Origin of the sequence: Bifidobacterium sp. WCA-178-WT-4B, assembly GCF_009696495.1 — a bacterium.
GTDB lineage: Bacteria > Actinomycetota > Actinomycetes > Actinomycetales > Bifidobacteriaceae > Bifidobacterium > Bifidobacterium infantis.
In genome coordinates, this window is record NZ_VULV01000019.1 from 1 (window position 1) to 24,889 (window position 24,889).

29 protein-coding genes are annotated in these 24,889 nt (G+C 60.1%); 19 read left to right on the forward strand and 10 right to left on the reverse strand.

Going from position 1 to position 24,889, the window contains the following annotated elements:
- A partial coding sequence (locus FYJ31_RS11570) for a helix-turn-helix domain-containing protein (RefSeq protein ID WP_154536733.1) occupies positions 1–121 on the reverse strand: 121 nt, incomplete at its 3' end.
- A 136-nt stretch (positions 122–257) separates the two neighbouring features.
- Here FYJ31_RS11570 and FYJ31_RS11575 point away from each other — a divergent pair.
- Entirely contained in the window at positions 258–1,478 is a 1,221-nt protein-coding gene (locus tag FYJ31_RS11575) for an MFS transporter (protein ID WP_015438738.1), read from the forward strand.
- 192 nt (positions 1,479–1,670) lie between these two features.
- Here FYJ31_RS11575 and FYJ31_RS11580 read toward each other — a convergent pair whose 3' ends face one another.
- Positions 1,671–2,294 carry a Type 1 glutamine amidotransferase-like domain-containing protein gene (locus FYJ31_RS11580; protein WP_143882225.1) on the reverse strand — a complete coding sequence of 208 codons (624 nt, stop codon included), beginning with the start codon at positions 2,292–2,294 and terminating at the stop codon, positions 1,671–1,673.
- 99 nt (positions 2,295–2,393) lie between these two features.
- The gene (locus tag FYJ31_RS11585; protein WP_154536734.1) at positions 2,394–3,008 is read right to left on the reverse strand and encodes an isochorismatase family protein; all 615 of its coding nucleotides are present in this window, start codon (positions 3,006–3,008) and stop codon (positions 2,394–2,396) included.
- 159 nt (positions 3,009–3,167) lie between these two features.
- Here FYJ31_RS11585 and FYJ31_RS11590 point away from each other — a divergent pair, with 159 nt between their 5' ends.
- Complete coding sequence (locus FYJ31_RS11590; RefSeq protein WP_065472147.1) at positions 3,168–3,569, forward strand: VOC family protein; 402 nt, start codon at positions 3,168–3,170, stop codon at positions 3,567–3,569.
- 89 nt (positions 3,570–3,658) lie between these two features.
- Here the strand turns inward: FYJ31_RS11590 and FYJ31_RS11595 are convergent, their stop codons facing one another.
- Entirely contained in the window at positions 3,659–4,597 is a 939-nt protein-coding gene (locus tag FYJ31_RS11595) for a cobalt transporter (RefSeq protein WP_032683896.1), read from the reverse strand.
- A gap of 542 nt (positions 4,598–5,139) precedes the next feature.
- Here FYJ31_RS11595 and FYJ31_RS11600 point away from each other — a divergent pair.
- From FYJ31_RS11600 to FYJ31_RS11610, 3 genes are all read left to right on the forward strand, one after another.
- Complete coding sequence (locus tag FYJ31_RS11600) at positions 5,140–5,961, forward strand: alpha/beta fold hydrolase (RefSeq protein ID WP_154536735.1); 822 nt, start codon at positions 5,140–5,142, stop codon at positions 5,959–5,961.
- A gap of 151 nt (positions 5,962–6,112) precedes the next feature.
- Positions 6,113–6,370 carry a DUF2975 domain-containing protein gene (locus tag FYJ31_RS11605; protein WP_154536736.1) on the forward strand — a complete coding sequence of 86 codons (258 nt, stop codon included), beginning with the start codon at positions 6,113–6,115 and terminating at the stop codon, positions 6,368–6,370.
- A 6-nt stretch (positions 6,371–6,376) separates the two neighbouring features.
- Positions 6,377–6,586: a helix-turn-helix domain-containing protein gene (locus FYJ31_RS11610; RefSeq protein WP_003829211.1), complete on the forward strand. Its 210-nt coding sequence runs from the start codon at positions 6,377–6,379 to the stop codon at positions 6,584–6,586.
- A 129-nt stretch (positions 6,587–6,715) separates the two neighbouring features.
- Here FYJ31_RS11610 and FYJ31_RS11615 read toward each other — a convergent pair whose 3' ends face one another.
- On the reverse strand, positions 6,716–8,080 hold the full coding sequence (locus tag FYJ31_RS11615) for a nucleobase:cation symporter-2 family protein (RefSeq protein ID WP_154536737.1): 1,365 nt from the start codon (positions 8,078–8,080) through the stop codon (positions 6,716–6,718).
- Between the two features lie 50 nt (positions 8,081–8,130).
- Positions 8,131–8,712, reverse strand: a complete 582-nt coding sequence (locus FYJ31_RS11620; protein WP_071475365.1) for a xanthine phosphoribosyltransferase — start codon at positions 8,710–8,712, stop codon at positions 8,131–8,133.
- A 116-nt stretch (positions 8,713–8,828) separates the two neighbouring features.
- Here FYJ31_RS11620 and FYJ31_RS11625 point away from each other — a divergent pair, with 116 nt between their 5' ends.
- The 5 genes from FYJ31_RS11625 to rpsD all read left to right on the forward strand — a co-directional run bounded on the left by FYJ31_RS11625 (position 8,829) and on the right by rpsD (position 15,192).
- A complete protein-coding gene (locus FYJ31_RS11625) occupies positions 8,829–11,522 on the forward strand; it encodes an ATP-dependent helicase (RefSeq protein WP_326831212.1) in 2,694 nt (897 codons plus the stop codon).
- 144 nt (positions 11,523–11,666) lie between these two features.
- Positions 11,667–12,065 carry a DUF4418 family protein gene (locus FYJ31_RS11630; RefSeq protein WP_154536739.1) on the forward strand — a complete coding sequence of 133 codons (399 nt, stop codon included), beginning with the start codon at positions 11,667–11,669 and terminating at the stop codon, positions 12,063–12,065.
- Between the two features lie 90 nt (positions 12,066–12,155).
- On the forward strand, positions 12,156–13,373 hold the full coding sequence (locus FYJ31_RS11635; protein ID WP_326831213.1) for an ABC transporter permease: 1,218 nt from the start codon (positions 12,156–12,158) through the stop codon (positions 13,371–13,373).
- 1 nt (position 13,374) lies between these two features.
- The gene (locus FYJ31_RS11640) at positions 13,375–14,367 is read left to right on the forward strand and encodes an ABC transporter ATP-binding protein (RefSeq protein WP_154536740.1); all 993 of its coding nucleotides are present in this window, start codon (positions 13,375–13,377) and stop codon (positions 14,365–14,367) included.
- Between the two features lie 198 nt (positions 14,368–14,565).
- On the forward strand, positions 14,566–15,192 hold the full coding sequence (gene rpsD, locus FYJ31_RS11645; RefSeq protein WP_007052130.1) for a 30S ribosomal protein S4: 627 nt from the start codon (positions 14,566–14,568) through the stop codon (positions 15,190–15,192).
- A 178-nt stretch (positions 15,193–15,370) separates the two neighbouring features.
- Here the strand turns inward: rpsD and FYJ31_RS11650 are convergent, their stop codons facing one another.
- Together FYJ31_RS11650 and FYJ31_RS11655 are read right to left on the reverse strand one after the other, a co-directional pair.
- Positions 15,371–16,153, reverse strand: coding sequence for a gamma-glutamyl-gamma-aminobutyrate hydrolase family protein (locus tag FYJ31_RS11650; RefSeq protein WP_154536741.1), 783 nt, complete (start codon positions 16,151–16,153; stop codon positions 15,371–15,373).
- Between the two features lie 137 nt (positions 16,154–16,290).
- The gene (locus FYJ31_RS11655; protein ID WP_154536742.1) at positions 16,291–16,776 is read right to left on the reverse strand and encodes a cytidine deaminase; all 486 of its coding nucleotides are present in this window, start codon (positions 16,774–16,776) and stop codon (positions 16,291–16,293) included.
- Between the two features lie 208 nt (positions 16,777–16,984).
- Here FYJ31_RS11655 and FYJ31_RS12960 point away from each other — a divergent pair, with 208 nt between their 5' ends.
- From FYJ31_RS12960 to FYJ31_RS11665, 3 genes are all read left to right on the forward strand, one after another.
- On the forward strand, positions 16,985–17,137 hold the full coding sequence (locus FYJ31_RS12960; RefSeq protein WP_229774101.1) for an SdpI family protein: 153 nt from the start codon (positions 16,985–16,987) through the stop codon (positions 17,135–17,137).
- Positions 17,098–17,220 (forward strand): hypothetical protein, encoded by a 123-nt coding sequence (locus tag FYJ31_RS13125; protein ID WP_268234353.1) that lies wholly within the window; start codon positions 17,098–17,100, stop codon positions 17,218–17,220. Before FYJ31_RS12960 ends, FYJ31_RS13125 begins: the two co-directional genes overlap by 40 nt.
- Before the next feature lie 104 nt (positions 17,221–17,324).
- Entirely contained in the window at positions 17,325–17,927 is a 603-nt protein-coding gene (locus tag FYJ31_RS11665; protein ID WP_154536743.1) for a transglutaminase-like domain-containing protein, read from the forward strand.
- Positions 17,928–18,103: 176 nt separating this feature from the next.
- Here the strand turns inward: FYJ31_RS11665 and FYJ31_RS11670 are convergent, their stop codons facing one another.
- Both FYJ31_RS11670 and FYJ31_RS11675 read right to left on the reverse strand, forming a co-directional pair.
- Positions 18,104–18,460: a type II toxin-antitoxin system PemK/MazF family toxin gene (locus FYJ31_RS11670; RefSeq protein WP_154536744.1), complete on the reverse strand. Its 357-nt coding sequence runs from the start codon at positions 18,458–18,460 to the stop codon at positions 18,104–18,106.
- Positions 18,447–18,743: a type II toxin-antitoxin system RelB/DinJ family antitoxin gene (locus FYJ31_RS11675; RefSeq protein ID WP_003829235.1), complete on the reverse strand. Its 297-nt coding sequence runs from the start codon at positions 18,741–18,743 to the stop codon at positions 18,447–18,449. Before FYJ31_RS11675 ends, FYJ31_RS11670 begins: the two co-directional genes overlap by 14 nt.
- Before the next feature lie 262 nt (positions 18,744–19,005).
- Here FYJ31_RS11675 and FYJ31_RS11680 point away from each other — a divergent pair, with 262 nt between their 5' ends.
- The 6 genes from FYJ31_RS11680 (at position 19,006) to mltG (ending at position 24,863) form a co-directional block, all read left to right on the forward strand.
- Positions 19,006–19,680: a histidine phosphatase family protein gene (locus tag FYJ31_RS11680; RefSeq protein WP_015438748.1), complete on the forward strand. Its 675-nt coding sequence runs from the start codon at positions 19,006–19,008 to the stop codon at positions 19,678–19,680.
- An 82-nt stretch (positions 19,681–19,762) separates the two neighbouring features.
- On the forward strand, positions 19,763–20,161 hold the full coding sequence (locus tag FYJ31_RS11685) for a DUF948 domain-containing protein (protein WP_012577919.1): 399 nt from the start codon (positions 19,763–19,765) through the stop codon (positions 20,159–20,161).
- Entirely contained in the window at positions 20,161–20,397 is a 237-nt protein-coding gene (locus FYJ31_RS12555; RefSeq protein WP_007053386.1) for a hypothetical protein, read from the forward strand. The genes FYJ31_RS11685 and FYJ31_RS12555 overlap by 1 nt, the downstream gene beginning before the upstream one ends.
- A gap of 128 nt (positions 20,398–20,525) precedes the next feature.
- On the forward strand, positions 20,526–23,204 hold the full coding sequence (alaS, locus tag FYJ31_RS11695) for an alanine--tRNA ligase (RefSeq protein ID WP_038425923.1): 2,679 nt from the start codon (positions 20,526–20,528) through the stop codon (positions 23,202–23,204).
- An 8-nt stretch (positions 23,205–23,212) separates the two neighbouring features.
- The gene (gene ruvX / locus FYJ31_RS11700) at positions 23,213–23,668 is read left to right on the forward strand and encodes a Holliday junction resolvase RuvX (RefSeq protein ID WP_012577916.1); all 456 of its coding nucleotides are present in this window, start codon (positions 23,213–23,215) and stop codon (positions 23,666–23,668) included.
- A 13-nt stretch (positions 23,669–23,681) separates the two neighbouring features.
- Positions 23,682–24,863, forward strand: a complete 1,182-nt coding sequence (gene mltG / locus FYJ31_RS11705) for an endolytic transglycosylase MltG (RefSeq protein ID WP_154536746.1) — start codon at positions 23,682–23,684, stop codon at positions 24,861–24,863.
- Positions 24,864–24,889: the final 26 nt, after the last annotated feature.

Genomic DNA, 24,889 nt, shown 5'->3' on the forward strand with positions numbered 1-24,889 from the left:
CCGTGGACTTGTCCCGGCCGATCCTCTCCGCGGTCCGACGGATGCCCGGATGCTGTTCGCAATGCAGCTTCTCGATCAGGATCCTCTCCTCGGACGACAGGTGCGAATACTGTTGACCCATGAGTGCAACACCTTCTTAAGTTAGAAACTTCGAACACTTCCAACCCTAGACAAGGTGTTGCACTTCTATCTAGAACCCGGGCGGACGATTGAGAAGTCATAATTCCGTTACACTAGCAAGGACAAGGAACTAAGGTATGCGAGGATTATCGGTATTGAGCAGGGCGTTGCGATGGGCGTTGGTGGGTATGACGTTTTCGATGCTGTCCAACGCGATTTTCGAGGGGTCGGTGATTCCTTCGATTCTGATCGTCGGACTGCCGGCATGGGTGATCGCGTTCCGCAAGACGTTCAATCTGGTCATCGACTTCGCTTCTCCGATATCCGCATGGATCGTGCAGCGGTTCGGCTCGTTCCGTTCGCTTGCGACCACGGAGGGCGTGGAAGGCGTACTGTGCCTGGCGGTCGCGCTGGTGCCCAACGGTTGGACGTATTGGAAGTGGCTGCTGCTGGCCCTGTCATGCCTGCTGCTGATGACCGGGCAGGTCATCGACGTGGCCTCCGAAGTGTTCGAGGTGGATGCGGCCGGCGACGACGATGACATGCTCGTCAAGTACAGCGGCTACGTCGCCGTGATTGCCAGCGTGGCCGGTACGTTGCTGGGCCAGGTTGCCGGATCGGCCTTGGCCAACGCCTCCATCATGGCCATGCTGCTCACCTCGTCGGCACTGTCATTTGCCTGCGCGCTGACGCGATTCCGCACCCGCGAGTTCATGCCGGGATTCGGCAACGATGGTGCGGGCGGCGATGACGGCGACGGCTCCGCCGACGAATCCACGGCGGCCGACACGTCACACGCGCCGCAGCGCACTCCGGTCACCCGCTTGACCCGGGTCAGACTGCTGATCGCATCGCTGCTGCTTGCGCTGATTCCGTCGCTGTGGGCAAGCTATGCGTTGCTGGGCATCGGCTCCCGGTACGGCAGCGATATGCTGACCGTGGTCTACGCATTCGGCGGCGTGGGCAGCATCATCGGATCGTTTGTCTACATGCGGCTCTCCGCAAAACTCGGCATGCGCGCCGTGTCCGCCATCGGGGCAATCGCCACGGCGATTTCCCTTGCCGCCGTACTGGTTCCCGAGTTTGCCGCGGTGTGCGTCGGATGGCTCATCAACAACCTCGGCTATGGCCTGCTGGCGCATGGCGTGATCGTATCGCGACAACTGCTGCTGAGCGGTGGTGACCTGGCCAAATTCAGCGGCCGTGCCAGGTTCGCGTATGCGATCGGCGGTGCCGTCGGCACGTGGGGCGGCTGGCTCGGCTCCGCCCACTGGCAGATACTCGCCGTCGTGGCCCTGGTACTGTGCGCTGGATTCATCCCGTTGCTCAAGGCCATGCCTGGCCCGGTACGGCACTGAGGTGACGGATGGGGCCGGCTGGCATCTCGTGCGCCGGGCGATTTCGGCAGATTTTGCCGTGCTGATGTATGCAGGTGTTGACGTTCGGCGAGGTTCCCAGCCACATTGCTGTGTGATTGATGCCGCTCGATAGGCATGTCAGGCCGGACACACCACGGTGATGCCGAATGGGCGACGGGCCGACGACCCGCATCATCGCAGCAGCCGGGTTTTGCCATCCTTGACAAGCAGGGCCTGCCGGTTGGTGAGGGGCTTGAGACTGAGATCGGCACCATACCGGTCGAGAATGCGTTGTGCGGCGTGGCCCATGGCCGTTGCATGATGGTGGGGGACCACGCGGAAATCAGCCAAGCCCAATCCTGCGTAATCGGTGAGATCGGGGGCTTTGTCCGTGCGGTCCATGAGCTTGATATAGCCGATGTCAGGTGCCGTGATGACCGAGCCCGCGGACTCGCCGATGTACGGCGTGCCGGCGCGCACCTGCTCGATGATGGCCCGGTCGGCACCGGTGCGGCGCAACTCCTGCAGGAGAAAGAACGTGTTGCCGCCGCCCACATAGATGCAGTCGGCCTCGGCGATGCTACGCGTGACGCGTTCGGCGGACCCGCTCGGCACATCTTCCACATCCAGTTGCTCCACCTCGAAACCGAGGCGTTGCAGCGCGTGTTTGCTCAACGCCGAGTGAACCGGCCCCCACGGTTCCACGGCGCTCGCCGTCGGGATGAACGCGACCCGCTTGCCTTGCGGATGCGGTTCGACTTCATGCACGGCGGACGAGGCGTTGCGGAATATCGAAGTCAGCAGCATCGTAACCATAAAAGCCTTCTTCACATATCGACTAGGCGACTATGCGGCAGTGTCGGCCTTGAATATACGGAAGTGTTCGTGCGTTCGCTCTGGGTATATCCGGCCTGATCAGCGGGACTCGGCCAATGTGATGCCGGCCGCCGTCATCTGTTTGCGGGCCGCGACACCGAGCTCCTCGCTGACCGATACGGTCAGGTCCTCGAACACGGTGACCTCGAAACCGAACTTCCTGGCATCGAGCGCGGTGTCCTTGACGCAATGCGATTCGGCGATGCCCACCACATCCACGTGACTCACGCCGGCGGCCTTCAGCGCATTGGCCAGCGTCTTGCCGGCGGATTGCTCGGCCGCAACCTCCTCACGGGTCTGGATACGGTCGGTATTGTCCTCGATGCCCTCAAAACCGGAATATGCCGCCGAATACTGGCCCTTCTTGAAATGATGATGGATAATCAGCGCCTTGATCGCCGGATGCAATTCGGCGTTCGGCGTGCCGGCCGCACCATGCTTCGGCCACGTGTCCACGAAATCCGGTTCCGCCGACCAGTGCGCGCCCGGCTCGATATGCCAGTCCTGCGTGGTTGCGATATACGCGTACTCGCTGCGATGCGCGTTCACATAATCGGCGATCCGCTCGGCGACCGCGTTGCCGCCTTCGACTCCCAGTTCGCCGCCTTCACAGAATGTCGGCTGCATATCCACCACAATCAGTGCCTTGGTCATCGTCATTCCCCCTATTGCCTTGGATTCGTTTTGAATATTGTCTCGAACTCGACGTGCGATTGCTCTCATCATAGCCATGCGCGGCCCTGTGGGGAAACGTTCGGGCTTACACTGCACGCAGCAATCGAATACAAGAACCAGGGGAGGGCGACCAAGACCATGCTGGACCATCTGACGTTGCACGTGAAAGACATCGACCGTGGCATCACATTCTACAAACAGGCGCTCGCACCGCTCGGCTATATCGTCAAGGCGCATCATGAGCCCACGCTCGGATTCGGCGTGGATGATGGAACCCTGCACTCCGATTTCTACGTGTCACCGATTGACGGGCCGGAGGCGGAGGCTTCGCCGGTCACGCCGGTCACACACATCGCGTTCCTGGCTGACAGCCAGCAAGCCGTGCAGGCGTTCCATGCAGCCGCGCTCGCCGCCGGCGGCCGAGACAACGGCGCTCCCGGTCCGCGCCCGTACCATCCCGGCTATTACTCCGCATTCGTGCTGGACCCGGATGGCAATAACATCGAAGCCGTCGTGGATTGGGCTCATTCGAACGAGTAAAAATCATATCCGTATCGTGCCTCAGGCGGCATCGACGGCGTAGGCTCCAGTCAGTCGGATTTGTGGTCGCGACGGCGTTATAGGTCACATCACGCAAGCGTGACGGTGACGGTCTGCTCGGCGGTTTCGGTGCCGGTCCATGTACCGGCTTTGCGGTTCCAATCCATGCCGTCCGCGTGCAGTGCGTCAATGCCGTATTGACGTGCATGCGTGACCAGCCAGCCTGCCGTCTGCCAGCAAAGTCGAGTGCGGTTGTCGGCGGACAGGCCGTCCGGCAGCGTGATCGTCAACGTTGTGCTGGCCGTATTGGTCGCAGCGCCGTTGTTCGTGCCGGTTTTGCCATTTGGGGGCGCAACCGAGACATTGACATTCGGCAGTGTACCGCCTATGGCGGCAACCAACCCGTCCGCGTCCGAGGAGATTGCTGGCTCCAACGCGCACGTGACGTCCGCCGACCGTTCACCGGTCAGCCCCGAGGCCCAGGCGCGTGCCATCGCATCCCATGTGGCATATAGTTCCGGGTAGCCTGAGCGCTGCACCTCCTGCGCGGCGTCCTCCACCGGAATCGTCTCCCAATCCGGCACCTGCAGCAGATGGTCGTAGAAGATGTTTGTCGCATAGGTCATGTCGGACACCTGCTCCGCCGTGCCCCAGCCTTGGCTGGGCCGCTGTTGGAACAGGCCGAGCGAATCCAAGTCGCCGTAGTCCAGATTCGTCAGCCTCGACTCCTGCATGGCCGTGGCGATGGCCACCGTCGCCGCGTGATCCGGCAGTCCGCGCGTGACGGCGATGTTCGCAATCAGCGCCGCGTTCTGCGCCTGATCAGGCGTCAAGGTGCGTCGGGCTCCGTCGGACGACACCGCCGCGCAATATGCTTCCTCGGCCGTGCGCGCGGTCTCGCGAGGCGTGAATAGCCGTGGCAGCAGCGTCCATGCCGCGATCAGCACCGCAACAACAAGTATGACGGCTGCAATCAGCGCGCCCGCGCCATGGGAGCGGCGTCTGCCGTACCGCACCTGTTGTCCCATTGCGCCTCCAATATTTCGGTGTCATGGCTGACCGTGACCGGCTGGCCTATGCAGCATGCGGGATTTGCCGTGTTCCGGCTCGGCCGTCATCATGACAGCGTGGCATATCCACCTGAACGGCGGCTGCGCCATCACGCGACTTCGTGACAATTCTTCACGCTTCATGACATCCGCGCAATCAGACCGGGGAATGATACGCCGACATCTGTATTGCAAGGTTGACGCGGCTGATAAGCCGATTCGCAATCGTCTATCTGTGTCTCAAGGGGCTGATTTGCTCGTTCCGAGACATCCACTTCCGTTTCGAGGGGCTGATGGCCGAGTAGCAACAGCTCCAAAACGGCGAAATGACGTTGGCGTGAAGCCATTCGTACTTGGGTTTTGGCCAATGACCAGCCCCTTGAAACGGAAGTGGATGTCCCCAAACCACGAAATCAGCCCCTCGAAACCGAGAATGGCGGTCGGGATTGCTCCGACACCAAGGGATCTACTGCCGCTATTGTGTGAAAGGCGATTTGTACCGGGTTGAAGGGGAGGAACACATGGCACTATTGCAGCCGTACTGCGCGATTGAGGGCAATGATGATGGATTGCCCGTCGTGTTCGTGCATGGCATGGGTGTGGACCATCGTTCGCTGATGATGCTCGACAAGGCGTTTGACGGCAATGATTCAATTCGCCGTATATATCTGGATCTGCCCGGTTTCGGCCGTACGCCGGCATTGCCCGAGCATGCCTGCGGGCTGCCGGAAATGGCGGATTGGCTGCAAACGGCCATTGACGGCCTTGTCGGTAAAGCGGCTCCATTCGCCATGGTCGGCAACTCGATGGGCGGTGCGCTTGTTCGCGAAGTATTGGCGCGCGAACCTCGCCGAGTGGCCGGTATGGTATTGATCGCGCCGGTCGTGGACCCGCAGCATGCCGGCCGGCATGTGGCCGAACATGTGGTTGCACAGCCCAATCCCAAGCTGACGCACTCCTTGCCGCAGGAACAGGTGTTCGATTTCATTACCATGGGCGTCAACCAGTCATTCGACGCGTGGCGACGCTACCAACGGTTCATCCTGCCCGGCGTGGCGTTGTGCGACCGTGCGGCATGCGAACGACTGGATCAGCGTTATTGGCTGGCCGATAATCCCGAGGAAATGCTCGGCACATATGCGGGTCCGGTGCTCATCGTCACCGGCAAGCAAGACCAGATCGTCGGATACGAAGACCAGCAAGCCCTGTTGCCGCACTATCCCAACGCCACCTTCGTGACGCTGGACAATGCCGGTCACAACGCGCACATCGACCAACCCGAAGCCGTCATCACGCTCGTGCGCGAATGGGTGGCTCATATGGCGTTCGCTCCGTTGAGCTGACGGTCTGCTGACGGTCTGCCGAAGCCTATATGTATACGAGCGACCAATGCCAGTTGACGCAATACACCTTGCATGGTATATCGTTTTTCGATATAGTCATATCGATGTTCGCGGTGTCGTCAAAAACGTCGGCACCTGAAAGGACCGGGCTATGAAAAACTACATGAACCGATGGGTGTTGCTCGCGTTGAAAGCCATCATGATTCTGGTCTGGCTGGCCTGCCTATGGGGCCAACTACTCGCCGTACCGGGATTGAGCGGCGCGCTGGCCGTCCACGCGAGCCAGACGTCGATGTACTGGTCATATCTCATTATGGGCGTGCTGTTCCTGCTCTGCATCGAAGCGGCGTTCGTGGCCGTATGGAAACTGTTCTCCTTGTCCGGCTCGGGAGCGAACTCGAGCAGGTGATTTGAGATGACGATTCGCATCAATCTCGACGTCATGATGGCCAAACGCAAGATTGGCGTCGGCGAGCTCGCCGAACAAATTGGCATCACGCCCGCCAACGTGTCTATTCTGAAGAACGGACGCGCCAAAGCCGTCCGCTTCACCACGTTGGACGCCATCTGCAAGGCGCTCGACTGCCAACCCGGAGACATCCTCGAATGGGAAGATGACGATTGATCGACACGCCACCGGCTCGAACTCATGGTTCAACTTGTAGTCTCTCCCAAAATCAATGATGCCCTATCATCCTGCAAGACGATAGGGCATCATCATGTGATTATGCGTAGCTGATATGTCGCGTTGTTATCACTCGGCGTCCGCGGCCGGTGCCTCCTTGGGCGCAGAGAGGAAGTGCCCCTCGCTGGGCAGCACGGCGTTCAGGATCACGGCCACCACGAACGCCACGGCGATGCAGTTCGAGGCGAAGATTTGTTGGAACAGTGCCGGGAACTGCGCGAAGATGTCGCTCACCTGGGTGAAGCCGATGCCGATGGTCAGCGAAAGCGCCGCAAGCGTGATGTTGCGCTGCGTGAAGCCCGCTTCGGCGATCATCTGGAAGCCCGAAAGAATGATGTTGCCGAACATCATGATCGTGCAGCCGCCGAGCACCGCCTGTGGCAGCGAGTTGAACACCTCGGCGATGGCCGGCACGAAGCTCGCCAGCACCAGAATCAGTCCGCCGGAGAGAATCACCTTGCGGTTGACGACCTTGGTCATGGCCACCAATCCGATGTTCTGCGCGAACGAGGTCAGCGGCAGGCATCCGAACAGGCCGGATACGGTGGAGATCAGGCCGTCGCCGGCGATGGCGCCCGCGGTCTCGCGTTCGGTGGGCGTACGGTTCAGGCCCACCTTGGTCAGCGCGGCGGTGTCACCCAGCACCTCGACCGAGGAGACGACGTACAGCAATCCGATCGAAATGATCGAACCCCAGTCGAACTCAGGCTTGAACGGCATGAACTGCGGCACGGACACGATGGCGAGGTTCTGGAAACCGGAGAAATCGACCTTGCCCATGCAGATGGCCGCCACATAGCCGACCACCAGGCCGAACAGCACGGACAGCTGCTTGGCCGTGCCCTTCATCAACAGCTGGAACGCCAGGCAGGCGACCAAAGATATAAGCCCGAGCGTCAGGTTCTGCCAGCTTCCGAAGTCCTTGGCTCCGCTGCCGCCGCCGAAGCTTGTGGCACCCACGTTAAGCAGCGAGAAGCCGATCGACGTGACCACGATGGCGGAGACGATGGGCGGCACGAACCGACGCCAATACTTGGCCGTCAAACCCAGCACGAGTTCCAGCAGACCGCCGACCATTACCGCGCCGACCACCGCGCCATAGCCTTTGTCCGCGCAGATCGCGACGGCGGCCGCCACGTAGGTGAAGGAGATGCCGGTGACCATCGGCAGACGCGAGCCGATGAGCCACGCGCCGTACAGTTGCAGGCAGGTGCCTAGGCCCGCAACCAGAAGGCCGGCCTGGATGATGGTGGCCGATTGGACTGGGGTCATTTTCGCGGCCGAGGCGACGATGAAGATCGGGGCGAGGTTCGCCACGAACATGGCCATCACATGCTGCAGGCCGAACGGAACGCCCTTCCAGAAGGATACGGGTGCGTCCAGCGAAGACAGCGCCTCAAAGGATACGGAATTCTTGGTTTTCTTCTCTGACATGATTCTCTTCTTCTCTCTGTTGCTCCCGCCGGCGGGAGCAGGCAATGTGCTCAGTGCCTAAATGTGATTTCGCCGGTCTCGGGATTCATGGACTCGACGATGGCCAGCGAATCCACATCGTAGCCTTCAGCGCGCAGCGTGTCACCGCCGCCCTGGAAGCCCTTCTCCACGGCGATGCCAATGCCCTCGACCGTGGCGCCGGCCGCCTCGCACAGGTTAATCAGACCGCGCAACGCCTTGCCGTTGGCCAGAAAATCGTCAATAAGCAGCACATGCTCGCCGGCGTTCAGATACTTCTTGGCCACGATCACCGGGAACTCCCTCTGCTTGGTGAAGGAATAGACCGTGGTGGTGTACTGGTCGCCGTCAAGGTTGATGGACTGCGCCTTCTTGGCGAACACCACCGGCACATTGCCGAAATGCTGGGCCGCCACACACGCAATGCCGATGCCAGACGCCTCGATGGTCAGAATCTTGGTGATGTGCTTGCCGGCGAAATGAGCGGCCCATGCCGAACCCATGCGGTCGAACAGACGCACGTCGCACTGGTGGTTCAGAAACGCGTCCACCTTGAGCACATCACCCGCCTTCACCGTTCCCTCGCTTTGGATTCGCTCCTCAAGTTCCTGCATTTGACCTCCCATTGCTGTATGTCAGTGAGTGATATGGATACTCGTAAGTGTACGTTGTCCTACGCTGACCCGTGCATGTGGTAAACATGAATGTCGCGAATCAAAGGGAGGCAACAGTGTACGACGAGCCGGAAGTCATTGCACGCAGCGCGCAGGAACTTGTAGGCGATCTGAACCCGCAACAGGCGCAGGCCGTGCAATATCGCGGTCAGGCGCTGCTGATCGGCGCCGGTGCCGGCTCCGGCAAAACCCGCGTGCTGACCCGCCGCATCGCCTGGATCTTGAGCCAGTTCGGCGCATGGCCGAGCCAGATTCTGGCCATCACCTTCACCAACAAGGCCGCCGCCGAAATGCGCGAACGACTCGGTTCGCTGATCGGCCCGGTGGCCCAGCGCATGTGGGTCTCCACCTTCCATTCCGCCTGCGTGCGCATTCTGAGGCGTGACGGCAAGTCCATCGGGCTCAAGTCCGGCTTCTCCATTTATGATTCCGCCGACTCCGAGCGACTCGTCAAAATCATCGCCACCGAATTCAACCTCGACATCAAGCGCTACACTCCACGCTCGATCCTCGGCCACATCTCCGACCTCAAGAACAACCTGACCGGCTGGAAGGAAAACCTCGCCGTTCACGCGCCCGACTTCACGCCTGGCCAGCGCGGCTACCAGTTCGGCACGGTGGGCGACCTTGAAGCCATCTATGCGGTGATCTACGCCGAATACGAGCATCGCTTGGCCCTGGCCAACGCCGTCGACTTCGACGATCTGATCGGCCGCACGGTCGAGTTGCTGCGCACCGACCCGGCCGTCGCCGAGTACTACCATCACCGCTTCCGTTACATTCTCGTCGACGAGTATCAGGACACCAACCACGCCCAGTACGTGCTTGTGCGCGAGCTGGCCGGCGTGGACACGGGGGAGAAGGCCATCCCGGGCGCGCCGAACGCCGGCAAGTCCGGCCCCGCCTGGATCACCGTGGTGGGCGATTCCGACCAGTCCATCTACGCGTTCCGTGGCGCCGACATCCGCAACATCCAGGACTTCGAGCAGGACTTCCCGAACGCCAAGACCATCATGCTCGAACAGAACTATCGTTCGACGCAGACCATTCTGGATGCGGCCAACGCGGTGATCAGCAACAACGAGGGCCGCAAGCCCAAGAAACTGTGGACCGCGCTCGGCAAGGGCGAGCCGATTGTCGGCTACGCGGCGGACAACGCCCAGCAGGAGGCCCAGTGGGTAGCCACCGAAATCGCGCGCCTGCACGCCGAAGAGGGCATCGCCTACTCCGACATGGCGATCATGTACCGCGCCAACGCCCAATCTCGCTCGCTCGAAGAGGCGCTGATCAACACGAATCAGCCGTATCAGCTCGTCGGCGGCACCAAGTTCTACGAACGTCGCGAAATCAAGGATGCGCTGGCCTATTTGCAGGCGCTCGTCAATCCGGACGACGATGTGAATCTACGTCGTATTCTCAACGTGCCCAAGCGCGGGCTTGGCGACCGCGCCGAAGGCGTGCTGCTCGCCTACGCGCGCGAGCATGGCACCAGCTTCTTCTACGCACTTATGCACTTGGATGAGATTGAAGTGCCGACCCGCACCGCCACCTCGCTACGAGCATTCCGCGATCTGATGGGCGCGCTCTCGCAGTTCACGCGCGCGCACGACTCCAAGCCCAGCGAGATCGTGGCTGAAGTATTGGAGAAGTCGGGCTTAAGGGCCGAACTTGAGAAATCCGTGGACCCGCAGGACGCCTCCCGTCTGGAGAACCTCTCCCAGCTGCAGTCCACCGCAGCCGAATTCGAACAGAACACGCCTGACGCCACGTTGTCCGCATTCCTGGAGACCACCGCGCTCGTGGCCGACTCCGACCAACTACCCGGCGAGGCGGAGGACTCCGGCAAGGTGACGCTCATGACCTTGCACACCGCCAAGGGCCTCGAATACCCGGTGGTGTTCCTGACCGGCATGGAACAGGGCACCTTCCCGCATTCGCGTTCGATGGAAGACACCACTGAACTGCAGGAGGAACGCCGACTCGCCTATGTGGGCATCACACGCGCCAAGCAGAGACTGTATGTCACGCGCGCCGCCGTCCGCTCCCAGTGGGGTCAGGCCGCCGACATGATGCCCAGCCAATTCCTCGACGAGATTCCGGATCCGCTGATTGATTGGAAACGTCGTGAAGCCGGCGTGGAGCGTATGCGCGCCAACTGGGAGACCGATGGATTCGCCGACGATTTGGGCGGTTGGGATGATGACGATTTCGGCGGCGCCACGTTTGGCGGGTCGTCGACGTTCGGCTCGCGTGGTTCGTCCGGTTCGGGTTCGTCCTATGGGTCGCGGTCGCGGTATGGGTCGTCGTATGGCTCGGGTTCCGGCTCCTCGTCGTATGGTTCCCGTTCAGGTTCTTCGTACGGTTCCCGTTCATCATCATATGATTCCCGCTCCGGCTCGTCCTCCTACGGGTCTCGCTCCCGTTCGGGGTCGTCTTACGGGCCGCGTTCCCGTTCCGGTTCTTCATCCGGTTCATATGGCGGTACCCGTGGCGGCAAGGTCACCACGCGCCGCACCACACCGAAATCCGGTTCGACCGGCTCTGCCGTGCCCAGCTCGAAGCTCACCAAGGACAATGGCCTGAATATCGCCGACTTCGCCGTGGGCGACATGATCAGCCACGATCAGTACGGTCTCGGCAAGGTCACCGACGCGCAAGACAAGGGTCGCAATTCGGTAATCACCGTGGACTTCGGCTCCGCCGGCGTCAAACGCCTCATGCTCCGCGTAGCGCCTATTGAGAAGTTGTAGATAAATTGGCCCCTCTGACGAGGGGCTGAGTTATATACCAAATAAATTCACAAAAAACAAGACTTGTGTTCTTCATCACTATCTGGGCATAATGCGGAGGTTGCGCCTACGAGCCTTGGAAACAGGAGAGAGGAAAAAGTAGTTATGAAGAACAAGCTGTTTGCATCCGTGCCCAATATTCTGCTCGGTGCGCTGATTACCATCGCGCCCCAGACCTTTGCGCACGCCTGCACCGGCCATGACATGCCGGGTGCCTGCCATCACTCGCAACAGGCGGCCACCGGCATCGGCGTCATCATCCTCGTGTTCGGCGTCGTGGCTTTGTTCGTCGCCCCGCAGATTCGCATCGGCCTCAATATCGCCGCCGCAGCCAACGCCCTGCTGCTACTCGCCGTACCCACCTTCCTGATCGGCATCTGCAAGGGCGCGATGATGCACTGCCGCATGGTTATGCTGCCCACGCTCATCGTGCTCGGCGTGCTCACCATCGTGTTCGCGGCCATCGCCATCTGGCTCGACTCTCGCGCCGCCAAGCGCAACTGATCGAGCAGACGGCCGGAGCCCAGCCATTCCGAACGCTGGACTCCGGTCTCGCTTATTGCAACCGCACTATAAGCAACATAAGGACTCATCGTGCCATCCCATATCGTATTGCGCGGCCTTCCGATTGAAAACCTCAAACGCAAGCCGTTCCGCACCGGCGCACTGCTCGCCGTCGTCACCATCCTCGCGCTGACGTTCTTCGGCGGCACCATGCTGACCATGAACCTCAACACCGGCATGACCAGTATGGAGAAGCGCCTGGGCGCCGACCTTATGGTCGTGCCGCAAAACACCGCGCAGAAGGCCGAAGCGCTGCTCACCAGCGGCAATCCCAGCACTTTCTATTTCACCAAAGACATCGCCGACGAGGTCATGCAGGCCGACGGCATCGCACAGGCCACCGAACAGACCTATATATCATCGCTGGCCGCCGCCTGCTGTGCCGAAAAGCTGCAGATCATCGGTTACGACCCGGACACTGACTTCGTCATCGAACCATGGGTCGCATCCCAGTTCGAAGGCCCCCTTGAAGACGGTCAGATGATTGCCGGCGCGAACGTCAACGTGTCCACCGACGGCACCATCGAACTCTACGGCCATAAGTGGCCGGTCGTCGCCCAGCTCGCCAACACCGGCACCAGCCTCGACAATTCGGTGTTCATCAACCAAAACACCGTGCCTGATATGGTCGCCGCCTCGGCCAAGGTCTCCAAGCAGGTCATGCCCGCCGAATATGCCGGCAAAGCCGTCTCCACCGTGATGATTAAGACGCAGCGGGGGTACGAAGCGCAGACCGTGGCTGAGAACATCAAGCGTCTTGACTCCCGATTCGCCGATTTGGGGTACGTATACCCCGGCGGCATCACCGCCAACACCAGAACTTCGCTGACCGCGCTTGTCACCTACCTCAAGATTTTCGTGGCGGTGATCTGGGTAATGGGCGTGATTGTGCTGCTCGCCGTATTCGCCTCGTCGGTGAACGAACGCAAACGCGAATTCGCGTCCCTGCGCATCATGGGCGCCACGCGCGGCATGTTGAATGCCATCATTCTGAAGGAATCCGCCATCATCGGTCTGATCGGTGGCGTAATCGGCGTCGGCGCGGCCAGCCTGGTGATTTTCCCATTCAGTTCGCTGATCGGCAAACAACTTCAATTGCCGTATCTGCAAGCCAGCCCGGTTGCGGTGATCGGATTCATTGCCGTGACCATTGTGTGCTCTACGGTCATCGGCATCATCGGTTCGCTGGCCACCATGTGGCGTCTCGGCCGGCCCGAAGCCTACCTGACCCTGCGAGAGGGGGAGTGATATGACTGAGACAACTACGCCGCTTCAGCCGACCACGGTTGGGCCGACCAAGCTCCCGCCGACCACGCCAGCTCAGCCGAACGCGCCGACTGCGCCGGATTCGCCGCACGTAACCGAGACGCCCTCCCCGGACCATCTGCTGACCTTGACGGACCTGACCCGCCAGTTCGTCCGCCGCGGCACGCCGTTCGACGCCGTCAGCCACGTGAACCTCATCGTCGATGCCGGCGAATTCATCGCCATCGTCGGCCGGTCGGGCAACGGTAAAAGTACGTTGATCAACATGGTCGCTGGGCTGATTCGCCCGACCTCGGGAACCGTGAGCGTGGCTGGACGCAATGTGGCCGACTTGGGCGACAAAGCACTGTCCGTGCTGAGGAATCGTACCATCGGATTCGTGACTCAAAGCCAGACCCTGCTCGGCAACCTGACCGTGCTCGACAACGTGATTCTGCCCGCAACGATGTTTCCGGAGCCGCTGCCGTTCGCCCAAAACGCAGAAGCAACGGATGCCGTTGCTCAGGTGGACGCTGTTGCGTCGACCGATGCCGTGGCACAAGCCGCTGCCACCAATGATGAAGCAGCCGCCGACCCGTTCATGCCGGATGTCATTGCGCCAATCACAGACCGGGAAAACACGCCGTCAAACACGGCTGCGAGCCGTCCGGACCTGTTCGCCACCCGAGCTCGCATGCTGCTCACCCAGCTTGGTGTCGCCGATCTGGCAGACAGCTACCCGCGCGAGCTGTCCGGCGGTGAAATGCGGCGCGTCTCCATCGCCCGCGCGCTGATGAACCAGCCGAGCCTGCTCATCGCCGACGAGCCGACCGGCGACCTCGACCAGGAGAGCACCGACATCGTAATGCGTCTGCTCAAAGACCAAGCCAACAACGGCACGGCGATTCTCATGGTCACCCATGATCCCGATGCACTCGAATACGCAGACCGGGTGTATCGCATGGACGCCGGAGTGCTGTCCATAGCCTCGGTGTAATATGGTCTGCTGGTGTCTGCCAACAGGTAGATACCGTCTGGAGTCATAGCCCATCAGCGGGTCGGCGGTAGGTGATCGCAAGAAAACCAACCCGTTCGTGTTCGTTCACGACGAAGCGCTGGGGAGGCCCGGCTCAGCGCTTGCCAGGCATATGCAAGGCAAGCGTTCCGTTCAGATAACGACAGAAGGATTAATCCAATGACGAACGTTCAGCGTTCTCGCCGTCAGGTGCGTCTGTCTCGCGCCCTCGGCATCGCACTGACCCCCAAGGCTCAGCGCATCTTCGAAAAGCGTCCGTACGCTCCTGGCGAGCACGGCCGTGACCGCCGCCGCACCGAGTCCGATTACGCGGTGCGTATGCGCGAAAAGCAGCGTCTGCGCGCTCAGTACGGCATCTCCGAGAAGCAGCTTCGCGCCGCTTACGAGAAGGCCACCCGTACTGCCGGCCAGACCGGTAACGCCATGCTGACCGACCTCGAGACCCGTCTCGACAACCTGGTGCTGCGTGCCGGCTTCGCCCGCACCACCGCCCAGGCCCGTCAGTTCGTGGTGCACCGTCACATCCTCGTTGACGGCAACATCGTGGACCGCCCGTCCTACCGCGTCAAGCCCGGCCAGACCATTCAGGTGAAGGCCAAGAGCCAGACCATGGTTCCGTTCCAGATCGCCGCCGAAGGCGTGCACCGTGACGTGCTGCCTGCGGTCCCCGGCTACCTCGACGTGAACCTGCCGTCCCTGAAGGCCACTGTGACCCGTAAACCGGAGGTCGAAGAGATCCCGGTGCAGGTCAACATCCAGTACGTGGTCGAATTCTACGCCCGCTGATTCGGGCCCCCTTATCTGAAACATCAGAATCAAGGACATACCGCTTGGACCCCGCTCCCGCAAGGGACGCGGGGTTCTCGCGTTCCGGGGCGCGGGCGTTTTCCCGGAGACTGGATGAGCGGAATCACGCCGTTCTGCTTCCTGGAAGGCGTTTCGTCGAGATTGGCGGGAGCTTGCGTCAGCAGGCGTCGATGAAGGCGCTGAGGATGCGACGTTGGTTGCTATCGGCGCGGTGGGAGAACTCAGGATGCCATTGGACGGCCCAGACGAAACGCTTGGCCGGCATCCGGACCGCCTCCACGATGTCGTCCGGGGCGGTGGCCATCGGTTCCAGTCCCTGGCCCAGCGTGCGAATCGCCTGATGGTGATAGCTGTTGACGCCCAGCGTATAGGCGCGCGGATGATACGGCCTGCCGAAGGAATCGACCTCATCGGCCTCCGCCTCACTCGGGCCGTTGTCTCCCAGCGGCCACAACGCGCGGGCCAACGGCGAATCGGGCGCTATCGACACTTCGTGGACCACCGGGTCATACGGCGGTTTGTCGCCATGATGCACGACCGGGCTGGGATGCTCGTCCGGCAGATCCTGCCACAGCGTGCCTCCCAAGGCGACGTTGAGGCTCTGGATGCCGCGGCAGATGCCCAGCAATGGCTTGTCCGCCGCGATGACGGAGGGAATCAGACGCTCCTCCATCCGGTCGCGGGCCTTGCACAGTTTGACCGTCTTGGGGCCGGCCGCCTCGCCATACCGTTCCGGATCCACGTCGTGGCCGCCGGTGACCAGGAACCCATCGCATTGGCTGACCAGCTGTTCGATTGTAGTCTCGTCGTCGGTCAGCGGCAGCATCACCGGGATGCCACCGGCTTCGGCGATGCCGTCGAAATAGCCGGGCAGCATCCACAGGCTGTTCAATTTGTCGTCCCACAACGGGACCACGCCGATAAGCGGACGATGGGCCATCGATACCTCCAAATACAGACTTACTGATAAAGCGACTCAACTTGCTACAGTCTCAAACCTGAAAATTGTACCAGTGTGACTTGCGGGCGGAGCCTACTGCATAGCTTAGGGAGGTAGGGATTTCAATCGAGGGCGGCTTATCGCTCGTAGTGTTCCAATTCGGCGAGTGAATACACCTGAGTCCAATGGTGCGGCTGCAGGTCGCGCAGCGGCACGAACAACGGATGCTCTCCCTGATTGTTGTCTGAAACGGCGCACATCACGTCGTCGCCCCAATAGCCCAGCCGTTCCTGACAGATGCCGCATGGAGACAACACGGTGAACGGGGCGTGTTCGTCATCGCGTACGACGCAGATGGTGTGGGTGACACGGCGATCAAGCTTCATCGCCTCGCACATCGCTCCGACCTCGATGCATAGCGAAGCGGCGGCATTGGGTGTCTCAATCGCCACGCTCGTGACGATAAGTGCCTCCGAGCCGTTGCTTCCGTCATGTTTACCGTTGTCTTTGCCGGCGAGTCGCATCGCCGCCGCGCCTCCCCATCCTGTCGGATACCTTCGCTCGATCAGTTCCACGGCACTGCGATACAGCGCTTCCTCGATATGACGCTCCACTGGAGCCATATGGTCACCTCGCGTAATCGACCTGCCATCGGTGGGCAGGCGGGATTCAAACCATTACTAGTCTAGGGGGAGATATCCTTGACGCATGCTTATCGTCGAAGTAGTTGTGGCCGTGGTCGTCGGCGTGTTTTTGGTCGGGGTCTATCGTGATGCAAAGAACGGAACGTTGCCTTTGCAGAATTCGGTAGGCATCAAAACGCCGGCAACAATGTCATCCGAAGACACATGGAATCGGACTCACAAGCAGTACGCTCCGATATTCCTTGTTGATGCATGTGCCCTGTTCCTCATCGCCCTTGAAATCATCATTGGCGGGGGGCCATGGAGAAGAGCTTCAACAACACGGCATCGGAGGTATTGATTGCGTTGGTGGCCACGCTTGTTGTCATGGTGCTGGCCAATCTGGTCGTCGTTGTTTTGGCAGATCGGTCTGCACGAAAATGAGATAGCTTGGTGAGAAGCCGCTATGTCGGACTTGCTGAAACAACCAACCTCGCAACGGGGTAAAAAGTAAGAGAGCGACGAATCGGGATTCTCGGAGGTGTTATATGTTGGATATTCAAGATGATATCAGTAGCTACCTTGCCTTTTCGCACTATATCGATTGGAATGAACCGAGTGTGCAAAGAAAAGCCAAGGAACTAAAAGACTCCACTGAAGGCGAAATCGAACTGGCAAAAGCCGCCTACTATTTTGTTAGAGATGAAATCAAGCATTCATGGGATGTCCAAGACAAAAGAGTCACGGCAACAGCCTCAGACGCATTAAGGGAGGGCGTCGGTATTTGTTGGGCAAAATCTAATTTATTGGCCGCCCTATTAAGAGCAAATGGCATTCCTGCCGGAATATGCTATCAAAGGCTTACGTTAGGCAGTACGCCTGAAAGCGGATACTGCATCCATGCCTTGAATGCCATTTATCTGAGATCCATTGACCGATGGATTCGTGTAGATGCAAGAGGGAATAAAGAGGGTGTACAAGCAGACTTTTCTGTTGACGATGAACGTTTGGCTTTCCCCATTCGGAAAGAGTACGATGAGATGGATTATAAAACTGTGTATGCCGAACCGTTGCCGCAGACAATGAGCATTCTTGAAAATAGTACAGATGCTCTATACATGTATCTGCATTCGCTGCCCGAAAGAATTTGACGAATTCATTTTTATCGGGAGGCAGGAGGCAGCGGCTGTTTCGGACTGCATTAGCGGTTAGCGGGGAACGATTCGCCCGCGACAACAGCCCATCACGCCAAACTTGACAAGAGTGACGTCGGTGACCCGTGCTGCGGCAAGCACCTCGACAGGGATGGTGACGGTATCGGTTGCTCTCAGGCTAGTAGGCCCGGATAGAGTTCGTTGATCGCCCAGGCGACGCGGCCGGCATCATATGCCGAAAGTCTTCCTGTCGGGCCGTCGTCGAGGAAAAGATTGCTTGGCAGCCGCAGCAGTTGCGAGCATTGTACGGCGCTGGGCTTGCTCAGTCCCGCGTCCTGCCAGTCACGCAGCACCACATAGCCCGGTTCGTCGCGCCAGGTGTTGCCGGTGACCTTGGTCACCAAGGCGATGCGGGTGCCGTCGTCCCATTGGAGGATCACGCTGGGACGGTTCTGCGCTTTGCCTGGCTTGTCGGGAAAAGCGAACGGCACCCACCATATCTCGAACTGGCGCGGATCAGTCTTCATCATCGTCCCAACCCTCCGGCAGGATCACGGCACCATCACGTATCTGGGGCGTCACGATGCGGGGATCATCCATGTTCGCTTTGAACAGGGGATATCCCTCGTTGTCTTTTTCGAATGAAGGGCGGACGCTTGGCGTGAATGGCAGACGCCCGTCGCGTACCAATTGTCTGAGAGACATTTCGGCAAACGTGCTCAGGTTCAACCCCATGGCGTCAAGTATGGCGATGCCGTCACGCTTGGTCTGCGCATCCAGACTGATCGTGGTCTTCTCCTTGATAGCCATCATTACTCCTTATAACAGTGGTGTGACATACGTATATCATACCTCAAATCAGTCATGTCAGCTGGGGCCCGTTATCTATTTGTAAGTGCAACATCCTTGTTCGCGGCTGATTCTGGCGGTTCGTCGGCGAATGCCTCGGCGGGGGTGCGGTGGCCGAGCGCTCGCATGGGCCTGTTGTCGGTTTCGTCGACGGTCTCCTGCGGTTCGCGTGCCATGGAGGGGGCGACGGGCCTGCGTTTTAGCGGACTGCGGTAGCATGGGAACCATGATTCTGCATTTGCATCTGGTTCGTCATGGGCAAACCACGTTCAATAAATACAACCGTCTTCAGGGATGGTGCAATGCGCCGCTTACCGCATCCGGACTTGCCGATGCCGACAGGGCCGGGCACAAACTTGAGGGCTATGATTTTGCGGCGGCATATTGTTCCGATACTTCTCGCGCCGAAATCACAGCGAAGCGAATTCTCGATATCAATGAGGCTGCCGGACATGCACGGCCAGAACTCACGGCCGATATGCATTTCCGCGAACAATGCTACGGATACTTCGAGGGTCAGGACATGTCGCTGGCTTGGACCGCTGCGGGTGGACCTCACGGCGCGAAGGACTACAACGACATCGTAGCCAAATTTGGTCTGGCCGCCTCCCGTGATTTCCTGAAAGAGGCCGACCCCTTCCATGACGCGGAATCCGATGAAGAATACTGGACGCGCGTCGAAGGAGCATTCCAGCTCATCGCCAGCAACCCCAATCTCAAGGATGGCGATGATGTGCTTCAGATTTCGCACGGTAACACGCTGCTCAGCCTCGGCCACCGTTTCGGAGGCCCCGATCTTGACCTTAGCGAACGACCGGCCAACGGCTCGGTAACCGTACTCGACTTCGACACGACCAAACCGTTTTCGCAGGCCGTGACCATCGTCTCATACGGCAAATAGCGTATTTCATCGTCAGTTGCACGGGTAAATAGGGGAGGAGTGCTACCCTTATCCGAGTAAGTGTGACCTCAAGGAGGCAACAATGGAAGTCGGAGAGATCGCTGGCCTGATCGCGGCCATCGCGTTCGCAGTATTGGCCGGTTTCATGATCTATCCGCTGATCAGGCTGGGCAAGATGTTCGACCAGATTTCGCAGACGGTCCGGGAATCCGGTGAGCATGCCATCCCCGCATTGGATGAGGGCGTGACCACCGTCAAGCAGGTCAACAAGTCGCTTGAGGATGTCAACAAGATTTCCGCCGCGGCTTCCACCACCGCCAACAACGTTGGTGCGTTGACCGATTTGTATGGCTCCTTCCTCGGTAAGCCCATCATCAAGATTGCTTCCACCTTCTACGCGCTGAAAACCACGGGGCAGTCCTTCCTTGCGAAGAACGCCGCGAAAACCACCGTCAACGACACCGCCGAGAAGGGGGAGTGATGTTCAAACGCATCTTCTGGGTCGGCGTCGGCGTGGCCATCGGAATCGTTGCCGTCACCAAGGCACAGGCCTATGTCAAGGCCAATACGCCTGATGCGGCACGCCAGTTCCTGCTTGGCCCCGATCAGGACAATGTGCCGATGAAAACACTCGAAGGGTTGGTCAACGAGTTCAATGCCACCCGTCGAGCCCGCGAGGCTGAGCTCAACCGTCAGTACATCGAGCGCGCCAACTGACACGCGCATGCCGCCTTGCCATCTAGTCACTGAACCAGCTAGAACAAACTAGTCCTCATAATCCAGTCTTTTTCCACCAATACCAGGCGCAACTGCGCCCATTACCCAAACAAGGAGTTCATCCGCTCATGCGCACTGCGGACATCGCAAAGCGATACCTCGATTACTTTGCCAAACATGATCATCTCGTCATGCCTTCGGCGTCCCTGATTTCCCCGAACCCCACCACGCTGTTCACCATCGCCGGCATGGTGCCGTTCATTCCCTACCTTCTTGGTGAGCAGACCCCGCCGAAGCGTCGCATGACATCGAACCAGAAGTGCGTGCGTACGCTGGATATCGATGAGGTCGGCAAGACCACCCGCCATGGCACCTTCTTCCAGATGCTTGGCAACTTCTCCATCGGCGATTACTTCAAGGAAGAGGCCATCCACTACGCCTGGGAGCTGCTGACCACCCCGCAGAGCGAGGGCGGTTACGGCTTTGACCCGGAAAAGCTGTGGGTCACCACCTTTACCGACGATGAAGAGGCCCGTTCCATCTGGAAGAACGAGGGCTTTGATCCCGAGCACATGCAGATTTTCGGCATGGAAGACAACTTCTGGACCACCGGCGGCCCTGGCCCCGGCGGCCCCTGCTCCGAGATCTACGTGGACCGCGGCCCCGAATACGGTCGTGATGGCGGTCCCGCGGCCGATGAGACGCGCTTCATCGAGATCTGGGACCTCGTGTTCGAGAACTACGAGGTCGACAACGTCAAGTCCAAGACCGACCTGCACATCGTCGGCGAGCTTGCCCAGAAGAACATCGATACCGGTGCCGGTCTGGAACGCTTGGCCTACCTGATGCAGGGCAAGCAGAACATCTACGAGACCGATGAGGTCTTCCCGGTCATCGAGGCCGCCGAGCGCTTGTCCGGCCGCAAGTACGGCGAGGACGAGGCCGCGGATGTCAAGTTCCGTGTCGTGGCCGACCACGTGCGTTCCGCGCTGATGATTATGTCCGATGGCGTGCGCCCGTCCAACGTCGGCCGCGGCTACGTGCTGCGTCGTCTGCTGCGTCGCACCGTGCAGGCCATGCGCGTGCTTGGCGTGACCGATCCGGTGATTCCCGAGCTGCTGCCCGTCTCCAAGGAGGCCATGGTCGCCAGCTACCCGGAGCTTAACGACACCTTCCACGATGTCTCCGAAGCGGCCTACGGCGAGGAAGATGCGTTCCGTCGTACGCTGGAGAACGGCATCGAGATTCTCGACGTGGCCGTCAAGAAGGCCAAGAAGACCGCCGACCCGGTGGTCTCCGGCTCTGATGCGTTCACTCTGCACGACACTTACGGCTTCCCGATTGAGCTGACCCTCGAAATGGCCGCCGATCAGGGCGTGAAGGTGGACGAGGCCAAGTTCCGCGAACTCATGGCCGAGCAGAAGTCCCGCGCACGCGCCGACGCCCTGAAGAAGCGCCACAACGTGGACCTCTCCGTCTACGACGATTTCAAGAAGACGCTCGTCAGCCCGATCGACTTCCTCGGCTACACGGATATGTCTGCCCGTGCCAAGGTGATCGGCATCATGCAGGAAGGCAAGGGCTCCGTGCCCGCCGTGACCGGCCCGGCCAACGTCGAGGTCATTCTCGACCGCACCCCGTTCTACGCGGAGGCCGGCGGTCAGCTTGCCGATCAGGGCGAGATCCTGTCCGACGACGGCGCCGTGCTCGAAGTCGACGATGTGCAGAAGCCCATCAAGGACCTCATCGTCCACCAGTGCCGTCTGACCGAAGGCACGCTGGTCGTCGGCGCCGAAGTCAACGCCAACATCGACCTGGCCCGCCGTGGCGCCATCGCCCGCTCTCACACCGCCACGCACATGGTGCACAAGGCGCTGCGTGAGGAGCTTGGCCCGCAGGCCACCCAGCGCGGCTCCGAAGACGCCCCAAACCGTCTGCGCTTCGACTTCCAGTGGTCCAAGGCCCCGGCCAAGTCCGTGATCTCCGCAGTCGAGGAGCGCGTCAACGACAAGCTGCGAGACAACCTCGCCGTGACCACCAAGGAAATGAAGTTCGACGACGCCATCGCCCTCGGTGCCATGCACCTGTTCGGCGAGAAGTACGGCGACATCGTACGCGTGGTCTCCATCGGCGAAGACGGCTGGAGCCGCGAGCTGTGTGGTGGTACCCACGTGGACCACGTTGGCAAGATCGGCATGGTCAACATCCTGTCCGAAGCCTCCATCGGCTCCGGCGTGCGTCGTGTCGACGCCGTCGTGGGCCAGGGTGCCTATGACTTCAACGCTCGTGAGCATGCGCTGGTCTCCCAGCTGTCCGACAAGCTCAACGCTCGCCCGGACGAGCTCGCCGAGCGTGTGAACGCCCTGCTCGCCAAGCTCAAGGAATCCGATCGTCGCTTGGCCTCCATGTACGAGTCCCAGCTGGCCGCCTCGGTTCCGGCGCTGGTTGCTGACACCAAGAACTCCGCGGCCCCGGTCAAGGTGGCTGTCAAGAACGTGGGCCACTTCGGCGCGGTCGACGCCCTGCGCAAGACCGTGCTCGACGTGCGCGCACAACTCGGTGAAGACGCCCCCGTGGTGGTGGCCCTCGCCGGCGTGAACGAGGATGACAAGCCGATGGTCGCCGTGGCCACCAACGAGGCCGCCCGCAAGGCCGGCATCAAGGCCGGTGATCTGGTGCGTGGCGCAGCCAAGGTCCTCGGCGGCGGTGGCGGCGGCAAGCCGGACTTCGCCCAGGGTGGCGGTGTCGATGCCTCCAAGATCGGTGAGGCCCTCGAAGCGCTCAAGCACGAGGCGCAGAAAGCCTGATTCCGCCAGTGGTGTGGTTAGGCGTTGATTTGGGTAATGCCCGGGTCGGACTGGCACTGTCCGACCCGGAGCTTACCTTTGCACACCCTGCTGGCAACATTCATGTTGCCGGCGACTATTTCTTTGCTATTGACGAGGTCCTGAACGTCATCGAAGACGAACATGTGGACCATGTAATCGTCGGATTGCCCCTGCAGATGGACGGTACAGAAGGCAAAAGCGCCAAAAAAGCGCGCAGGTGGGCGGCCAATCTGGAGAAGAGGCTGCAAGCAGAGAGTGAAGACAGTGATTCTACGGAGTATCAGATTCCGCAGGTGTCATTGATAGATGAGAGATTAACAACAGTCAGTGCGCATCGTCAACTGTTCGAGGCCCATAAAGCTTCGAACAAGCACAGGCCGGTGGTTGACCAGCAGTCGGCAGTGGTGATTTTGCAGACGGCACTCGACCGTACCCGGGAGTAGTGAGGTATCGGTTATGACCGATGATTTTAACGAGTTCTTTGATGACAACACGCATTGGGTCGAACAGGGGTCAGAACCAATGCGCGGGGCCAAGCCGCCAGAACCGCCGAAATCCCGCAAGGAGATGCGCAAGCGACGTGCACATCGCAAGCGCAAGCGTATCAGTGGCATTATCATCGCTATCGCCATCGTCGCCCTGCTTATCGGCGGCGGCTATTTCGGCGTAACCAAGCTCATCGCATGGCGCGACAGCCGGAGCAACCAGTCGACGGCCATCGCGGACTATCCGGGACCGGGCTATGGCGAGGTCGAATTCACCGTGAGCGAGGGCCAAGGCGCTGCGGAGATCGCCGATAATCTGCTCAAGGCCGAAGTCATCAAGTCCACTGCCGCGTTCACCAGCGTGGTCAACGCCAATAGCTCGACACTCTATCCTGGAACGTTCACATTGAAGAAGCATATGGCCGCATCCGATGTGATCGCCGTTCTCTCCGACACCAACCAGGCGGCGGGCTTCCTTGAGGTTCATCCCGGTGAACGTGCCACCGATGTGTTCGCCGACGCCGCGAAGCTTTCCGGCATTTCCCAAAGCGAATTCGACACGATTATCAAGAACAAGGGTAAGAATATTCTGCCCAATGAAGCGGGCGGTAGCTTTGAGGGATGGCTGGAGCCGGGAACCTACAACGTCAAGAGCATGAAGAGCGCTTCGGAAATCCTCAAGGCCATGGTCGATAAGCGTATCGCCAAGTTGGATGAATTGGGCGTGCCGACCGGCAGTGACCGCGAACGGGTGATGATCATCGCCTCTATCGCCGAGGCCGAGGTCAACAAAGCCGATTACTACGGCAAAGTGACGCGAGTCATCGAGAACCGTTTGGAGCAGGGCATGTCGTTGGGCATGGATTCCACCGTGGCCTATGGCAATAACGTCAAGCCCGCGCAGGTGACCACCGAGATGACCCAGGACGAGTCCAACCCGTACAACACGTACAAGATCTCCGGCCTGCCGCCTACGCCGATCAGCAATCCCGGCGATAGCGCCATTCAAGCGGCACTGCACCCCGAAAGCGGCAATTGGCTGTACTTCTGCACGGTCAATCTGGACACCGGCGAAACCAAGTTCGCCGCAACCGCCGATGAACATGACCAGAACGTGGCCGAACTACGCAAGTGGCAAGCCGAAAACCAGTAGTCATCCCGTTAGCTTCCTTCGCTTGG

Bases quoted from the DNA above. Each gene is read 5' to 3' on its own strand.
- FYJ31_RS11600 (WP_154536735.1), top strand. From the start codon at position 5,140: ATGGCACTATTGCAGCCGTACTGCGCGATTGAGGGCAATGATGATGGA.
- FYJ31_RS11675 (WP_003829235.1), bottom strand. From the start codon at position 18,743: ATGATGGCTATCAAGGAGAAGACCACGATCAGTCTGGATGCGCAGACC.
- FYJ31_RS11670 (WP_154536744.1), bottom strand. From the start codon at position 18,460: ATGATGAAGACTGATCCGCGCCAGTTCGAGATATGGTGGGTGCCGTTC.
- alaS (WP_038425923.1), top strand. From the start codon at position 20,526: ATGCGCACTGCGGACATCGCAAAGCGATACCTCGATTACTTTGCCAAA.
- FYJ31_RS11655 (WP_154536742.1), bottom strand. From the start codon at position 16,776: ATGGCTCCAGTGGAGCGTCATATCGAGGAAGCGCTGTATCGCAGTGCC.
- FYJ31_RS11665 (WP_154536743.1), top strand. From the start codon at position 17,325: ATGTTGGATATTCAAGATGATATCAGTAGCTACCTTGCCTTTTCGCAC.
- FYJ31_RS12555 (WP_007053386.1), top strand. From the start codon at position 20,161: ATGTTCAAACGCATCTTCTGGGTCGGCGTCGGCGTGGCCATCGGAATC.
- FYJ31_RS11610 (WP_003829211.1), top strand. From the start codon at position 6,377: ATGACGATTCGCATCAATCTCGACGTCATGATGGCCAAACGCAAGATT.
- FYJ31_RS11650 (WP_154536741.1), bottom strand. From the start codon at position 16,153: ATGGCCCATCGTCCGCTTATCGGCGTGGTCCCGTTGTGGGACGACAAA.
- FYJ31_RS11605 (WP_154536736.1), top strand. From the start codon at position 6,113: ATGAAAAACTACATGAACCGATGGGTGTTGCTCGCGTTGAAAGCCATC.
- FYJ31_RS11575 (WP_015438738.1), top strand. From the start codon at position 258: ATGCGAGGATTATCGGTATTGAGCAGGGCGTTGCGATGGGCGTTGGTG.
- FYJ31_RS11595 (WP_032683896.1), bottom strand. From the start codon at position 4,597: ATGGGACAACAGGTGCGGTACGGCAGACGCCGCTCCCATGGCGCGGGC.
- FYJ31_RS13125 (WP_268234353.1), top strand. From the start codon at position 17,098: ATGGAGAAGAGCTTCAACAACACGGCATCGGAGGTATTGATTGCGTTG.
- FYJ31_RS11640 (WP_154536740.1), top strand. From the start codon at position 13,375: ATGACTGAGACAACTACGCCGCTTCAGCCGACCACGGTTGGGCCGACC.
- FYJ31_RS12960 (WP_229774101.1), top strand. From the start codon at position 16,985: ATGTCATCCGAAGACACATGGAATCGGACTCACAAGCAGTACGCTCCG.
- FYJ31_RS11630 (WP_154536739.1), top strand. From the start codon at position 11,667: ATGAAGAACAAGCTGTTTGCATCCGTGCCCAATATTCTGCTCGGTGCG.
- rpsD (WP_007052130.1), top strand. From the start codon at position 14,566: ATGACGAACGTTCAGCGTTCTCGCCGTCAGGTGCGTCTGTCTCGCGCC.
- FYJ31_RS11580 (WP_143882225.1), bottom strand. From the start codon at position 2,294: ATGGTTACGATGCTGCTGACTTCGATATTCCGCAACGCCTCGTCCGCC.
- FYJ31_RS11590 (WP_065472147.1), top strand. From the start codon at position 3,168: ATGCTGGACCATCTGACGTTGCACGTGAAAGACATCGACCGTGGCATC.
- FYJ31_RS11620 (WP_071475365.1), bottom strand. From the start codon at position 8,712: ATGCAGGAACTTGAGGAGCGAATCCAAAGCGAGGGAACGGTGAAGGCG.
- FYJ31_RS11615 (WP_154536737.1), bottom strand. From the start codon at position 8,080: ATGTCAGAGAAGAAAACCAAGAATTCCGTATCCTTTGAGGCGCTGTCT.
- FYJ31_RS11585 (WP_154536734.1), bottom strand. From the start codon at position 3,008: ATGACCAAGGCACTGATTGTGGTGGATATGCAGCCGACATTCTGTGAA.
- FYJ31_RS11685 (WP_012577919.1), top strand. From the start codon at position 19,763: ATGGAAGTCGGAGAGATCGCTGGCCTGATCGCGGCCATCGCGTTCGCA.
- FYJ31_RS11680 (WP_015438748.1), top strand. From the start codon at position 19,006: ATGATTCTGCATTTGCATCTGGTTCGTCATGGGCAAACCACGTTCAAT.
- mltG (WP_154536746.1), top strand. From the start codon at position 23,682: ATGACCGATGATTTTAACGAGTTCTTTGATGACAACACGCATTGGGTC.